The sequence below is a fragment of the Pelagerythrobacter marinus genome, assembly GCF_009827515.1.
GTDB lineage: Bacteria > Pseudomonadota > Alphaproteobacteria > Sphingomonadales > Sphingomonadaceae > Pelagerythrobacter > Pelagerythrobacter marinus.
Map to the genome: position 1 here is coordinate 270514 of NZ_WTYO01000004.1, position 14428 is coordinate 284941.

The window sequence follows — 14428 nt, forward strand, 5'->3', positions numbered from 1 at the left end:
GAGATCGGCGCGAAAGCGCTCTAGGCTGTCGGGATCGGGCGGGCCGTCAATTGCAGGTCACCTTGCGGCGATTGGCCTCGTACTGGTCGGAAAGGCGGCCGGCCGCGATCGCCGGATAAGTCTCGGCGAATTCGGCCAGCGCGATGCAGGCGCGACTGGTGTCGTTCGACGCGATCATCGCCTCGGCCAGGTAGAGCAGGCTGTCGGGGGCGCGCGCGGCCTGCTTGTCCGCCTGGTAGTTCCGCAGGAACCAGGGCGCGGCCTCGGCCGGCTTGCCCGCATCGAGGTAGGCCCGGCCGAGCAGGTTGCGGCCATAGGTCGTGCGCCAGTGATCGGGATATTTCTCGACGAACAGCGTCAGTTGCTGCTGCGCCTCGGGGTAGAAGCCGGCGTTCCACAGGCGGTAGCCGTAGGAATACTCGTCGTCGCCCGGATCGTCGGTCTGCGGCTTGGCGATTTCCTGCACCGCCGCCAGCCGCGCCGCCGTGGGGCCGGTCGCCGGCTGCTGCGCGCCGGCGGACGAAGCGCCGCCGGTCATCGCGGAAAGGTTTTCCTGCGCCGCGCCGCCATTGCCGCTGCCATTGCCGGTAGCGTCGGCGGCGGGCGCGCCGGTGGCAGGCGCCGCGCCGCGCGTCACCTCCAGCGCGGCGAGACGGCTTTCGAGCTGCCCCAGGGCATTGGTGTTGTTCTCGGTCTGCGCGGTGAGCGACTGGATCTGGCCCTCCAGCGCGTCGAGACGGGCGAGAATGTCGGTCACCGCGGTCGTGGACGGTGCCGCCGCGGTGCTGCCCTGCTGCGCCGGGCCGGTGATCTCCGGCTGGAAGAAACGCCCTTCGGGCCCGGGGAAGACGGTGCGCTGCAAGGCGCGCACTTCGGCCTCCAGCTTGCGCAGGCGCGCCTCGGCACTGCCGTCCTGGGCCAGGGCCGGTGCCGGAACGGCCCCGACCGATACGATTGCCAGTACGCCAAGAAGTGCACGGCCCGTGCGGCTGCTCATGTCAAGTTCGCTCCTGTCCCTCGATCCGCGCCGCCCGGCGCTGCGCCCCCTTGAAGGCACCACGTTTGCCGAACTGCGCCTGAATGGCGGCGATTTTTTGCCTCAAACGATCGCCCCTGTCGAGGCGTTCGGGCGGTAAAGCGGGGGAAATCTAACCCGGTTTACGCCCCGCCCGCGCCGGCTTCGGCCTGCCCCGCGGACGGCGCCTCATCCGCCGCGCCGGCATCGGCCCGGGCCAGCAGGGCCTCCGCGCTGACCGGCACGTCGCGCACGATCTCGTCCTCTTCCGAAAGCTTGGGCACGCTGCGGCCGCCGACGGTTATCGCCAGGGCATAGGGGCGCCCGGTCCAGACCAGCGGACCATCGGCATCGGCGGGAACGGTATAGGTCTCGCCGCGCGCCATCTGCTTCTGCATCAGCTGTTCGCCATTGGCGTCGTAGAACTTGACCCAGGTATTGTCTTCCAGCGCGGTGAAGACGACCGGGCCGCCGGCCGGCGGCGGCGCGGCATCGGCGCGCGCATCGGCCGCGCCCTCGCCGGCCGCGGCCACCTCGGCTTCCGGCGCGGTGATCGGCCCGGGCCCCGCGCCGGGAAAGAAGTAGTCCTTGAAATAGGCGAAGCCGCCCGCGACCAGGAGGACCACCGCCAGCGCGCTGAGCCAGGCGAGCCCGCGCGACGGGACGCGGGCCGGGTCGCCCGGTTCGAAGCTGGCGCCGTGCGGCTGCTCGCGCTCCTGCACCGCGCCCGTTTCCTCGCGCACCTGGCGCGCGATCTCGCCTTCGTCGAGGCCCACGGCCTTGGCGTAAGTGCGCGAGAAGCCGATCGCGTAAGTGCGCGCCGGAAGGGCGGCGAAATCGCCCGCCTCGATCACTTCGAGGTGCCGTTGCGGAATGCGCGTCTCGGCCGCGACCTGCTCGACCGTCAGGCCCGCTTCCTCGCGCGCCCGGCGCAAACGCTGGCCCGCGCCCTCCAGTGGCAGCTCGCCAGGAGTTTCACTTGTTTCGTCTGACATGCCGTCCCTAGCGTACCCGAAATAATACGGCCCGATTGATAGTAACCGGACAATAGCGGGCGCGCCACCCTGTCAAGCCGATCGCCGGGCCCCTGCCGGGCTTTGCGACGGAAGGGCGCAGGGGAGCGACGGTTCAGTCGGTTTCGATGCCGCGTTCCTGCGCCCAGGCGGTGAGCGCGCCGCGCATGTCCTGCGGCGGGGCGGCGAGCCAGCCCTGCATCGCCTTTTCCAGTTCGGCCAGGTCCACCTGGCGCACCAGCGCCTTGATCGGCCCGACCGCGACCGGGGTGATCGAAAGCCGCCGGAATCCCAGCCCGAGGAGGGCCAGGGCCTCCAGCCGCCGGCCGCCCATCTCGCCGCAGACGCCAAGGTCCACCCCGCTGCCCGCGGTGGCCTGGGCGATCCGGCGCAGGAAACGCAGGATCGCCGGGCTCAACCAGTCGTAGCGCTCTGCCAGCTTGGGGTTGGCGCGATCGGCGGCGAAGAGGAACTGCGTCAGGTCGTTGGTCCCGACCGAGAGGAAGGACAGGCGCGGCACCATCTGGTCGAGCACTTCGGCCAGCGCCGGCACTTCCAGCATTGCACCGTAACGGATCGCTTCGGGCAGGATCTTCTTCTTGCGCCGCAAGTGCGCCAGCTGGCTGTCGAACACGGCCTTGGCGGCATCGAATTCCCACGGTTCGCTGACCATCGGGAACATGACGTGCAGCGAACGCCCGGCCGCCGCCTCCAGCAGCGCGCGGGCCTGGACTTTCAGCAGCCCTTCGCGTTCGAGCGCCAGGCGCAGGGCGCGCCAGCCCATGGCGGGATTCTCGTCGTTCTCGAACTCGCTTTCGCGCAAGTACGGCAGGGCCTTGTCGCCCCCGATATCGACGGTGCGGAAGATCACCGGCCGGTCGCCCGCGGCGTCGAGGACATCGCGGTAGAGGCGGAATTGCCGCTCGCGCTGGGGCAGGGTCGCGGAAACGAGGAACTGGAACTCGGTCCGGAACAGGCCGATCCCGTCGGCCCCGACCAGCGGCAGGGCGGAGATGTCGTCGCGCAGGCCGGCGTTTATCATCACCTCGATCCGCGTCCCGCAGCGGGTGAAGGGCTCCACGTCGCGCAGTTCGGCATAGTGCGCCTGCCGCTCGCGCGACTTGGCGAAGCGGGCGGCGAAGGCATCGACGACCTGCTGCGCCGGGCGGGCGACGGCATTGCCGTTATCGGCATCGAGCAGGACGAGATCCCCTTCCTGCACCATGCCGCGCAGCCCCCGCACGCGGCCGAGCACCGGCACGCCCATGGCCCGCGCGACGATCACCACGTGCGCGGTCAGCGAGCCTTCTTCGAGGATCACGCCCTTCAGGCGGCGGCGGTCGTATTCGAGCAGTTCGGCCGGGCCGAGGTTCTTGGCGATCAGGATCGCGTCCCCCCGCAGGCCCTGGCTGGCGGCGGTGCCGATCTGGCCCGAGACGATCCGCAGCAGCCGGTTGGCGAGATCCTCCAGGTCGTGCATCCGGTCCTGCAGCAGGGGATCGTCGATTTCGCGCATGCGCATCCGGGTGCGTTGCTGGACCCGCTCGATCGCGGCTTCCGCCGTCAGGCCGGAATCGATCGCCTCGTTGATGCGCCGGCTCCATCCTTCGTCGTAGGCGAACATCTTGTAGGTCTTGAGAACCTCTTCGTGTTCGCCGCCGACGCCGAACTCGGCCCGGTCGGCCAGGTTGTCGATCTGGTCGCGCATCCGATCGAACGCGCGATAGACGCGCTGGCGCTCGGCCTCGATGTCGTCGGCCATGACCTGGTCGATCGTGATCCGCGGCTGGTGATAGACGGCGACCCCGCTGCCCAGCCCCTTGACCAGCGGCAGGCCCGCCACGGTCGCCGGCCCGGTGTCGGCCGGGGCGAGGCCGCGCGCTTCCTCCTCGTCGATCAGCTCGTTGTTCGAAATCAGTTCCGACAGGACCATGGCGGTGGTCTGCAGCGCCTCGATCTCGACATCCTCGTACCGGCGCGGGTCGAGATGCTGCACGCACAGCACGCCCACCGCCCGCTCGCGATAGACGATCGGCACCCCGGCGAAGGAATGGAACTTCTCCTCCCCCGTCTCGGGCCGGTACTGGAAATCGGGATGGGCCTTCGCCTCGGCCAGGTTCAGCGTCTCGACATTGTCGGCGATCGTGCCGACCAGCCCCTCGCCGATCGCCATGCGGGTGACGTGGACCGCCTCTGCGTTCAGGCCGTGCGTGGCGACCAGCTCCAGCATCCCCTCGCGCAGGAGGTAGATCGAGCAGACCTCGCTATCGAGGCATTCGGCGATGATGTCGACGACCTGGTCGAGCTTGCCCTGCGCGTGAAGGCGCGAGGCCATCACTTCGTGCAGGCGGGTCAGGATCTGGCGGGCTGCGACTGCGGCGCTCATGCAAAGCCGCCTATACCAAAAGCGCGCGCTGGGGAACGGCGCTTACGCTACGAAATTGCACCGCCGTGGCCGCGAACCGGGCCGATCCGCACCCGCACGGCCCGATGGCGAGAGGCGCCGTTGCCATGCGCCGGCGCGAGGAACGCGCGATCGCCCCGCGCGGGGCGGGGCGTCCCGACCGATGGGCCGGCCGGGCCGCGCACGTGCTGGAACAGGCGCTTCAGATCGTGGAAAGCTCTTCCTTGATCCTGAGCTTCTGCCGCTTGATGGCCTGGATCGTCGCCGCGTCGGGCACGGGCCGGTTCAACTCGTCGCGAAGACGCTCCTCGAGGCCGGCGTGCTTGCTCTGCAGGGCATTGGCGTGGGACGATACCATTGTGTGCTCTCCTTTGGTTGAACACCGTTAGGACAGCGACTCGCCTTCGCGGTCGAGCCGCGTGCAGCTATAGAACCACAAGCGCGCCCGCTTGCGAAGTCCCCCGATTGCGCATTTCGACGGGACCGGGCAGAGGCGCGGTGAAACGAAACGGCGTGGAATCGGCCCCGGATGAACGAGCAGGAATTGCGCAAGCGACTGGCGACGCTGCGGGTCGAGCACCGCGATCTCGACGCGGCGATCGAGGCGCTGCGCGCTGCCGGCTCGACCGACCAGCTCCAGCTCGCCCGGCTCAAGAAGCACAAGCTGCGCCTGCGCGACCGGATCGCCGCGATCGAGGACGAGCTGCTTCCCGACATCATCGCCTGAGCAGACCGGAAACGCATCGTCCCGCAACGGAACACGCGCATTCGGCGTGGGAAAACAGGCCCCGCGCATCTGGCGGGCGCGCGCGCGCTGGGGTAGCGCTGTGGCCGCGATGGGAACGCACGCGGATATCAGCCGGGCGATTATCGAGGCGCTCTATCACGAGGCGCTGGCCCTGGCCGACGAAGTGCGCGCCGCGTTCGACCTGTCGCAGGCCAGCCTGCCGGCGGACGAGGACGATTTCGCGCGCATCGCCCTGTCGGTGGAGGGGCTGCGCACGACCACCCGCGTCATGCATGCACTGGCCTGGCTGCTCAACCGCCGGGCCCATTTCCACGGCGAGATGAGCGAGTTCCAGCTGCGCCGCCACGGCGCCCTGCCGCCCGATCGCCCGTCCGACCCGGACAATCTCGCCCTGCTGCCGGGGGACATCGGCGAGCTGGTCCGCGCCAGCGAGCTGCTGCACGCGCGCATTACCCGGCTCGACCGGGCCTGGCGCGACAGTTTTGAAATGCGCCCGGCGGCCGTCCTGCGCCTGCGCGAACGGCTCGGCCGGGCGGTGGGCGAGATCTAGTCCGCGGGCACCGCGGCGGCCAGCGCCCGGCGCCAGCGGGCCAGCCGTTCCTCGCGCACGTCGCCCGCCATCGCGGGCTCGAACCGGCGAACGGCGCCGCGCATCGCGCCGACGGCGTCGTCCAGGCTGGCGTGGAACCCGGCGCCCACGGCGGCGAGGATGGCCGCGCCGAAAGCCGTCGTTTCCACGAAATCGGGCCGCTCGACCGCGATGCCCAGCATGTTGGCCAGATCCTGCGCCATCCAGTCGTTGGCGCTCATCCCCCCGTCGATCCGCAGGGCCTGCCAGCTTTCCCCGTCCGCGGCGAAGGCGGCGGCGAGATCGTGGGTCTGGTGGGCCATCGCCTCCAGCGCGGCGCGGGCGATCTGGGCCCGGCCGCTGGCGAAGCTGAGCCCCGCGATCACGCCCCGGGCATCGGCCTGCCAGTGCGGCGCGCCCAGCCCGGAAAGAGCGGGCACGATCGTGACGCCGCCGCTGTCGGGGATGGAGCGGGCCAGGGCCTCGGTCTCCGCCGCGGAGCCGATCAGGCCCAGCGAATCGCGTATCCACTGGACCAGACTGCCGGCGACGAAAACCGATCCTTCCAGCGCATATCGCCGCCGCCCCTCGCGCTGGGTCAGGACCGTGCCGAGCAGGCGGTGGCCGGAGGCGGGCACGCGGTCGCCCTGGTTCGTCAGGATGAACGCGCCGGTGCCATAGGTCGCCTTCGTCTCCCCCGGCGCCAGGCACCCCTGCCCGACGGTCGCGGCCTGCTGGTCGCCGGCCAGCCCGCAGACCGGGATCGCCGCGCCGAGCACGTCGGCCGAAGCGACCGCCAGGGTGCCGTGCGTATCGACCACGTCGGCCAGGGCGGGCGGCGGAATGTCGAAGAGCGCACAGAGACCGGGATCGAACCCGGCCCCGTCGAGCGGCAGGAGCAGGGTGCGGCTGGCATTGCTGGCATCGGTGACGAAGGCCCCGCCGGAAAGCTTGTGGACCAGCCAGCTTTCGACCGTGCCCAGCGCCAGCGCGCGACGTTCCGCCGCCGCGCGCACGGCGGCCTCGTTGTCGAGCAGCCAGCGCATCTTGGTGGCCGAGAAATAGGGATCGAGCAGGAGCCCGGTGCGGCGCTGGACGGCGCGCTCGTGCCCTTCGTCCTTCAGCTGCGCGCAAAGCGGGGCCGTGCGGCGATCCTGCCACACGATCGCGCGTGCCAGCGGCTCCCCGCTGTTGCGGTCCCAGGCGACGACCGTCTCGCGCTGGTTGGTGATCCCGATCGCCGCGATCGCCCCGGCGCCGCCGGCACTGGCCATGACCTCCCGCGCGCAGGCCAGCGTGCGCTGCCAGATCTCGTCCGCGTCGTGTTCGACCCACCCCGGCCGGGGATAGTGCTGCGTCAGCGGCCGCTGGGCCATGTGGTGCAGCGCCCCGTCGGCGCCGAAGACCATGGCGCGCGTCGAGGTCGTGCCCGCGTCGAGGACGAGGATCCTTTCTCCCATGCCCTGCACCCTAGCGCCAATCGCCCGCCGCGCCAGAGCCTGTCGCCCGGAACTCGACAGGCGCGCGGCGCGCCCCCATATGGGGGCGCATGGCAGGACCGCCCCCCAAGCCCTGGCCGACCGGCCTGGCCGAGCAGCCCGAACCGCTGGTGCGCCGGGTGCTCGCCCCCAATCCCTCCCCCTATACCTATACCGGCACGCAGACCTACATCGTGGGCGACGCAGGCCGGGTCGCGGTGATCGACCCGGGCCCCGCGGACGAGGCGCATATCGCCGCCATTCGCGGCGCGCTGGGCACGGCGGAAGTCGTCGCCATCATGTGCACCCATACCCACCGCGACCATTCGCCGGGCGCGCGCCCGCTTGCCGCGGCGACCGGTGCGCCGGTGGTCGGCTGCGCCCCGCTCGCCTTCGACCGGGAGGTGCTGGACGCATGGGGGCCGCGCGCCGACGCCGCCTTCGACGATGCCTATGCCCCCGACCGGGTGATGGAGGACGGCGAGGCGATGACCGGGCCGGGCTGGACCCTGCGCGCGGTCCATACCCCGGGCCACACGTCGAACCACTTGTGCTTCGCGCTGGAGGAAACGGGCGCCCTGTTCACCGGCGACCACGTGATGGGCTGGTCCACCAGCGTCGTCGTCCCGCCCGATGGCGACATGGGCGAATACATGGCCAGCCTGGAGCGGCTGCACGAACGCGACGACCGCGTCTATTATCCCGCGCACGGCCCCGCGATCGAGAAGCCGCGCCAGCTCGTGCGCGGAATGATCGGCCATCGCCGCCAGCGCGAGAACCAGATCCTGCGCCTGCTGGGCGAAGGGCCGCTGGCCGCGGCCGACTTCGTGCCGCGGATGTACAAGGGCCTCGATCCGCGCCTGCACGGCGCGGCGGAGATGAGCGTGACGGCCCACCTGCTCGACCTGGAACGCCGCGGGCGCGTGGCCCGTTCGGGTGATCGATGGAAAACCGGATGAAGACCGACGAACGCGAACGCGAGCGCGGGAGCGCCACCCCCACCCCCGCCCCCGAGCTGCGCGAGGAACGCCCGCTCGCGCTGGTCCAGGCGGTGCCGTGGATGATCGTCATCGCGCTGCTCGCGCTCGCGGCCTGGCTCGGCTGGCGCGCGTTCTTCTACCAGGAAGAGGGCGACCCGGTCGGCAGCGCGATGCTGGCGTTCGAGAAGCAGAACTCGCTCATCGTCTTCTCTTCCCGTTTCGAAGTCGTCGCGGAGAGCGAGGATACGCGCGGCGTCCTGGGCGTGCCGGTGCTGCGATCGCGCCAGGCGATGATCATCCCGGCGACGGTCGAATACCGGGTGGACCTGTCGCAAGTCGATCGCGAGCGGATGGAATGGGATGCAGAGGCCCAGCGGCTGACCGTGCGCCTGCCCCCGCTGCGCACGAGCCGGCCCAACCTCGACGAAGCGCGCGCGCGTGTGTTCCAGGACGGCGTCTTCATCACCCGCGACGCCTCGCGCGATCTCAGCCGCAACAATTCCGAACAGGCCGAACGCAAGGCGGGCGAATTCGCCAGGAACCCCGAAGTGCTCGCGCTGGCGCGGACCGCCGCGCGCGAGGCCGTGCGCCAGAACCTGGCCATCCCGCTGCAGGTCGCCGGCTACGAACGGGCCAGCGTCCGCGTCACGTTCGACGGCGAGGACGCGCCCCCCGCGCCCTAGCCCGCGGCACCCCGGCATAGCGGGCGCGGCGCGCGCGCGTCGCTGCGCTCAGGCACACCCCCCCGGCACGCCCTCAGGCCAGCCGCCGCGCATGGCGGAAATGGGCATAGCGGTTCAGCAGGTCGTGGATCAGCTGCGCCGCGGTATAGCCGGTCACGTCGTGGGTATGTTCGCCCTCGGAACTGTGGGCCATCGCGCGGTAATGCCGCCGTTCCTCCTCGTGCGCCTTGCGCGTTTCGGCCCAGACGAAACTGGGGGCGAGGAAGGCGCGGCTGCGTATCGTGTAGCGGAAGGCGCCCCGCTCCCCGTGCGGCACCGTCAATTCCAGCCGGTCGCCTTCCTGGACCAGTTCGGGCGCGAGCCCGCGCCGGCGCAGCTCGGTCGCGACCTCGTCGATCGCAGGGCGCGCGGTGTCGGCCAGGAAGTGCTCGATCTCGTCGCGGTGGAAGAAATGCGTGATCGAGGCGAGCCGCTGCTTCCAACTCAGTTCCGGGTCGGCCGGCGCGCTGATCGGCTGCGACAGGTCGGCGGCCGATCCCAGTTCCTCCATCTGCAGCGCGCGCAGCAGGCCGAAGCAGATGAACACCATGATCACCGCGAAGGGCAAGGCGCTGGCAATGGCCGCGGTCTGCAGCGCCTCCAGCCCGCCCGCGACCAGCAGGACCGCGGCGATCCCGCCGGCGCTCGCGGCCCAGAAGATACGCTGCCACACCGGCGGGTTGTCCGCCCCGCCCGAGGTGATCATGTCGATCACCAGCGCGCCCGAGTCGGCCGATGTCACGAAGAAGGTGATGACCAGGAGCGTCGCGATCAGCGAGGTGATCGCCGAGAACGGCAGTTGGTTGAGCATTTCGAACAGCGCGATCGGCAGGTTGTCGGCCACCGTGTCGGCGATCGGCGCCACCCCGGTCATGTCGAGGTTGATCGCGGTATTGCCGAAGACCGTCATCCACAGGCAGGTGAACAGGACCGGCACCAGCAGGACGCCGGCGACGAACTGGCGTATCGTCCGCCCGCGCGAAATGCGCGCGATGAACATGCCGACGAACGGCGACCAGGCGATCCACCAGCCCCAGTAGAACAGCGTCCAGTCGCCCAGCCACGGGTTCGGCTCGTAGGCGTACATGCGGAACGTGCGCTGGACGAAGGAGGAGAGGTAGGCCCCGATGTTCTGCATCAGCGCCTCCAGCAGGAACACGGTCGAACCGGCAAACAGGACGAACAGCAGCAGCAGGACGGCCAGCACGATGTTCATCTCGGAAAGGCGCTTGACCCCCCGGTCGAGGCCGAGGAAGACCGACATCGCGGCAAGGCCCGTGATCACCGCGATCAGGATCAGCTGGGTCGGCGTGCCGATCGGCAGCCCGAAGAGGTAGGCGAACCCGGCATTGACCTGGAGCACCCCGACCCCCAGCGATGTGGCGACGCCGAACATCGTGCCCAGCACGGCGAAAACGTCGACCGCGTGGCCGATGGGGCCGTGGATGCGCCGCCCGATCAGCGGGAACAGCGCCGAGCGCACGGTCAGCGGCAGGCCGCGGCGGAACGAGAAATAGGCCAGCGCCAGCCCGACCACGACGTAGATGCCCCAGGCGTGGAAGCCCCAGTGGAAGAACGTCAGCGCCATGGCCTGGCGCGCCGAGTCGATCGTCTGCCCCTCGCCCACCGGCGGGGCGGCATAGTGCTGGATCGGTTCCGCCACCCCGAAGAACACGAGGCCGATGCCCATTCCCGCGCTGAACAGCATCGCGAACCAGGACAGATAGCTGTATTCGGGCTCGCAATCGTCGGGTCCCAGCCTGATGTCGCCGTAGCGGCTGACCATGAGGAACACCGCGAAGACGAGGAAGCCGGCCACCGCCGCGACGTAGAACCAGCCGAAGTCGACCACGATCAGCGCCTGGACCTGGCTGAACAGGGCGCCGGCCCGTTCCGAGAACAGCGCCCCGAACAGGGCGAAGGCCAGGATCAGCGCGGCCGAGGTGAAGAAGACCGGGGGATTGACCTTGATCCGCGCGCTCTGCTCTATCGCCGCCGCTTCCTTTAGGACTGGGTCGTTCACGCCTTTCTCCATCTCGTTCACCTGCACGGGGAAGGTTCTGCACGGCCGCGGGCGGATAGCGGGGCCACGCGATGTCGAAGAATAACTCCGCGACAATCGCCCGAACGCTTCCTATATCGCCCGGCATAGGAGACCGGCATGTCGTTTGAAAACAATATCCCCTCCGGCACCGACCTGCTTGCAGAGATCGATCGCCTGCGCAAGGAGCGCAACGCGATCATCCTGGCGCACTATTACCAGAAGCCGGAGATCCAGGACCTGGCCGATTTCGTCGGCGATTCGCTGGAACTGAGCCGCAAGGCGGCCGAGACCGACGCCGACGTGATCGCGTTCTGCGGGGTCAAGTTCATGGCCGATACGGCCAAGATCCTCAGCCCCGAGAAGATCGTCGTCCTGCCCGATCTCGACGCGGGCTGCTCGCTGGAGGATTCCTGCCCGCCGGACAAGTTCGCCGCCTTCCGCGAGGCGCATCCCGATCACATCGCGCTGACCTACATCAACTGCTCGACCGAGGTTAAGGCGCTGTCGGACGTGATCGTCACCAGTTCCTCTGCCGAGACGATCATCAGCCAGATTCCCGAGGACCAGCCGATCATCTTCGGCCCCGACCGGCACCTGGGCGGCTATCTCAGCCGAAAGTTCAACCGCGACATGCTGCTCTGGCCCGGCGTGTGCATCGTGCACGAGGCCTTCAGCGAGACCGAGCTGCTGAAGCTGAAGGAACAGCATCCCGGCGCCCCGATCGCCGCGCACCCGGAATGCCCGCCGACGATCATCGACCATGCCGACTACGTCGGTTCGACCAGCGGCATCCTGCAGTTCGCGCGCACGTTCGAAGGCGACACGCTGATCGTGGCGACCGAACCGCACATCATCCACCAGATGGAAAAGGCCCTGCCCGAAAAGAACTTCATCGGCGCGCCGGGGGCGGACGGCAACTGTTCGTGCAACATCTGCCCCTACATGGCGCTGAACACGCTGGAGAAGCTCTACGCCTGCCTGCGCGATCTCGAACCGCGAATCGAGATCGAGGAAGGCCTGCGGCTGAAGGCCAAGCAGAGCCTCGACCGGATGCTGGAAATGGCCAGCGGCACGATCGGCAAGGGCGACCTGGGCAAAGTCTGAGCGGCAGCCGGCCGGCGCGCGCCATGCAACCGATCCCCCTTCCCGGCGTTGACCGGCCATGAGGGTGGATATTCGCTGGCTGCTGGCGCGGCTCAACGCCAATTACTGGTTCTATCCGGCGCTGTTCGCGCTGGGGGCCGTCCTGCTCGCCTTCGGGCTCATCCAGGCGGACCGGATGGGGGCGGCCGAATGGCTCAACCGGGTGGAGGCGATCGTCCCGGCGCGGCCCGACGGGGCGGCCAACATGCTGACGGTGATCGCCGGCTCGATGATCGGCGTGGCATCGACCGTCTTCTCGATCACGATCGCCGCGGTCGCCTATGCCAGCGGCACCTATGGCCCGCGCCTCCTGACCAATTTCATGGAGGACAAGGGCAACCAGCTCTCGCTGGCGACCTTCATCGGCACCTTCGTCTACGCGATCACGGTCCTGCGCTCGGTCCGGCTGGACGAGGAACCGCCTGCGGGCACCGACGACGCGATCGCCACCGCCCTGCCCGGCTTCGTGCCCCAGCTCTCGCTGCTGGTCGCCTATTTCCTGATGGCGCTGTCGATCGCGGTGCTGGTCTATTTCCTCAACCACGTTCCTTCCTCGATCCGCATCAATTCGGTGCTGGAAGGGATCGGCCGGCGGCTGCTGGGCGATATCGACGAGAACTATCCGCAGGATCACCGCGGCGGTGAAAGCCCCCCGGCCCCGCAGGGCAGCCCGCTGGCCGCGCAGGCCACCGGCTATGTCCAGCTGATCGAGTTCGACGACCTCGAAGAGGTCGCGCGCGAGGCCGATTGCCGCCTCGCGCTGGACGTGCGCACCGGCGATTTCGTCCACCCGGGGATGCCGCTGGTCCGCATCTGCGAAGGCGAGATGGACGAACGGCAGGAAAAGCGGCTGCGCGGGGCCTTCACGCTCGGCTCCACCCGCACGCCGACGCAGGACCCGCGCTTCCTGCTCGACGAACTGGTGGAGATCGGCCTGCGGGCGCTGTCGCCGGGGATCAACGATCCCTTCACCGCGATCACCGCGATCCACTGGCTCGGCGCGGCCATCGCCGATCTCGGTCTGCGCGACCTCGAGCGGCGGCGGGAGGACCATCCCGACGGAAACCGGGTCACCCCCCTGCCCGAGACGTTCGGCCAGTTCATCGAGCGCAGCTTCGACGCGATCCGCGGCGGCGTGGCTGCCAGCCCGGTCGCGGCGCTGGTCATGTTCGACGCGCTGCGCGACGCCGCGATCCCGCTGCCCGACCGCCGGCGCAAGGACATGCTGCGCGAACAGGGCCGGATGCTGTACGAACAGGCGTGCAACCGGCTCGACGGGCCCGACCTGCACAGGGTGGAGGAACGCTATACCGCCTTCCGCCGCGATTTCGCCGGCTGACCGGCGTTACCTGGTGCGGATCGCGCCGGTCACCCGCGGTTCGGCCATCTTGGCGAGCAGGAGCGCGCAGGCGACGAGGACCATCCCGGCCATGTCCGGCAGGCCCAGCACCTCGTCGAAGGCGAGCCAGCCGACCAGCGCGGCCACGGCCGGCTGGGTCAGCAGGGCCACCCCGATCACCAGCGGCGGGAAATGGCGCAGCGAAAAGACCAGCAGCCCCTGCCCGATCAGCTGGCTCGATATCGCCAGCGCGACCACCGGCCCCCACCCGGCCTCCCCCGGCCAGACCGGCTCGCCCATGAGCAGCGCGAAAGCCAGCAGGACGGGCGCCGAAACGAGGGCGACGAGCAGGAGCACGCTCCACTGCCCCAGCGTCGCCCGCGCGCGCTGCGCGGGGAGGAGGTAGAAGGCATAGAAAACGCCGGCCAGCAGGCACAGAAGGTCGCCGACCAGCGTGGCCGTCGATATCTCGAGGCTGCGCCCCATCAGGATCGCCGCCCCGCCCAGCGCGGCCGACAGCGCCAGCCATTCGCGGCCCCGGGGCGCGCGGCGAAGCGCGAGCAACCCCCAGATCATCAGGATCACGCTGCCCGCGTTGCCGAACAGGGTCGCATTGGCAAGCCGCGTGCGCTCGATCCCGATGTGCCAGCTGGCAAGATCGAAGGCGAAGAACAGGCCGGCGGCGATAACCAGCAGCGCGCTCTTGCGGTCGAGCGGCCCGGGGGTGCGCCCGTGCCACGCCAGTATGGCGAGCAGCGGCAGCGGCAGGACCATGCGCCAGAAGCCGGCCGCGACCGGGCCGGTGTCGGCCAGCCGCACGAGCCACGGCCCCAGCGCCAGCACGAAGTTCCCCGCCATCAGCGCGGCGAAGTGCCAGGCCCTGGCCTGAAAGTTTTTCTCTGCCACCGATTCGGTTGTCACCGCCATGGGCCGCCCCTAGCTCCAATCGCTCCAAGCCACAGCAAAAAGGCTAC

13 protein-coding genes are annotated in these 14428 nt (G+C 69.7%); 6 read left to right on the forward strand and 7 right to left on the reverse strand.

The features are described from left to right. Positions 1 to 46: 46 nt before the first annotated feature. The 4 genes from GRI72_RS10755 to GRI72_RS10770 all read right to left on the reverse strand — a co-directional run bounded on the left by GRI72_RS10755 (position 47) and on the right by GRI72_RS10770 (position 4790). On the reverse strand, positions 47 to 997 hold the full coding sequence (locus tag GRI72_RS10755) for a tetratricopeptide repeat protein (RefSeq protein WP_160733922.1): 951 nt from the start codon (positions 995 to 997) through the stop codon (positions 47 to 49). Between the two features lie 161 nt (positions 998 to 1158). Beyond that, positions 1159 to 2010 carry a helix-turn-helix domain-containing protein gene (locus GRI72_RS10760; protein ID WP_160733923.1) on the reverse strand — a complete coding sequence of 284 codons (852 nt, stop codon included), beginning with the start codon at positions 2008 to 2010 and terminating at the stop codon, positions 1159 to 1161. Positions 2011 to 2143: 133 nt separating this feature from the next. Further along, positions 2144 to 4414: a phosphoenolpyruvate--protein phosphotransferase gene (gene ptsP, locus GRI72_RS10765; protein WP_160733924.1), complete on the reverse strand. Its 2271-nt coding sequence runs from the start codon at positions 4412 to 4414 to the stop codon at positions 2144 to 2146. 220 nt (positions 4415 to 4634) lie between these two features. After that, a complete protein-coding gene (locus tag GRI72_RS10770) occupies positions 4635 to 4790 on the reverse strand; it encodes a YdcH family protein (RefSeq protein WP_160733925.1) in 156 nt (51 codons plus the stop codon). A gap of 171 nt (positions 4791 to 4961) precedes the next feature. Between GRI72_RS10770 and GRI72_RS10775 the strand changes: the two genes are divergently transcribed. Then, positions 4962 to 5159 (forward strand): YdcH family protein, encoded by a 198-nt coding sequence (locus GRI72_RS10775; RefSeq protein WP_160733926.1) that lies wholly within the window; start codon positions 4962 to 4964, stop codon positions 5157 to 5159. Positions 5160 to 5268: 109 nt separating this feature from the next. Further along, positions 5269 to 5730, forward strand: coding sequence for a DUF1465 family protein (locus tag GRI72_RS10780; RefSeq protein WP_160733927.1), 462 nt, complete (start codon positions 5269 to 5271; stop codon positions 5728 to 5730). Here GRI72_RS10780 and glpK read toward each other — a convergent pair. Further along, on the reverse strand, positions 5727 to 7208 hold the full coding sequence (gene glpK, locus GRI72_RS10785; protein ID WP_160733928.1) for a glycerol kinase GlpK: 1482 nt from the start codon (positions 7206 to 7208) through the stop codon (positions 5727 to 5729). The genes GRI72_RS10780 and glpK overlap by 4 nt on opposite strands. A gap of 89 nt (positions 7209 to 7297) precedes the next feature. Here glpK and GRI72_RS10790 point away from each other — a divergent pair, with 89 nt between their 5' ends. Next, positions 7298 to 8185, forward strand: coding sequence for an MBL fold metallo-hydrolase (locus tag GRI72_RS10790; protein ID WP_160733929.1), 888 nt, complete (start codon positions 7298 to 7300; stop codon positions 8183 to 8185). Next, positions 8182 to 8889: a DUF4230 domain-containing protein gene (locus tag GRI72_RS10795; protein ID WP_160733930.1), complete on the forward strand. Its 708-nt coding sequence runs from the start codon at positions 8182 to 8184 to the stop codon at positions 8887 to 8889. Before GRI72_RS10790 ends, GRI72_RS10795 begins: the two co-directional genes overlap by 4 nt. Positions 8890 to 8962: 73 nt before the next feature. Here GRI72_RS10795 and GRI72_RS10800 read toward each other — a convergent pair whose 3' ends face one another. Further along, positions 8963 to 10951: a BCCT family transporter gene (locus GRI72_RS10800; protein ID WP_337191171.1), complete on the reverse strand. Its 1989-nt coding sequence runs from the start codon at positions 10949 to 10951 to the stop codon at positions 8963 to 8965. 138 nt (positions 10952 to 11089) lie between these two features. Here GRI72_RS10800 and nadA point away from each other — a divergent pair, with 138 nt between their 5' ends. Together nadA and GRI72_RS10810 are read left to right on the forward strand one after the other, a co-directional pair. Next, complete coding sequence (gene nadA / locus GRI72_RS10805; protein ID WP_160733931.1) at positions 11090 to 12076, forward strand: quinolinate synthase NadA; 987 nt, start codon at positions 11090 to 11092, stop codon at positions 12074 to 12076. Positions 12077 to 12134: 58 nt separating this feature from the next. Then, on the forward strand, positions 12135 to 13454 hold the full coding sequence (locus tag GRI72_RS10810; RefSeq protein WP_160733932.1) for a DUF2254 domain-containing protein: 1320 nt from the start codon (positions 12135 to 12137) through the stop codon (positions 13452 to 13454). 6 nt (positions 13455 to 13460) lie between these two features. Here the strand turns inward: GRI72_RS10810 and GRI72_RS10815 are convergent, their stop codons facing one another. Further along, the gene (locus tag GRI72_RS10815) at positions 13461 to 14381 is read right to left on the reverse strand and encodes a DMT family transporter (protein WP_160733933.1); all 921 of its coding nucleotides are present in this window, start codon (positions 14379 to 14381) and stop codon (positions 13461 to 13463) included. Positions 14382 to 14428 lie beyond the last annotated feature (47 nt).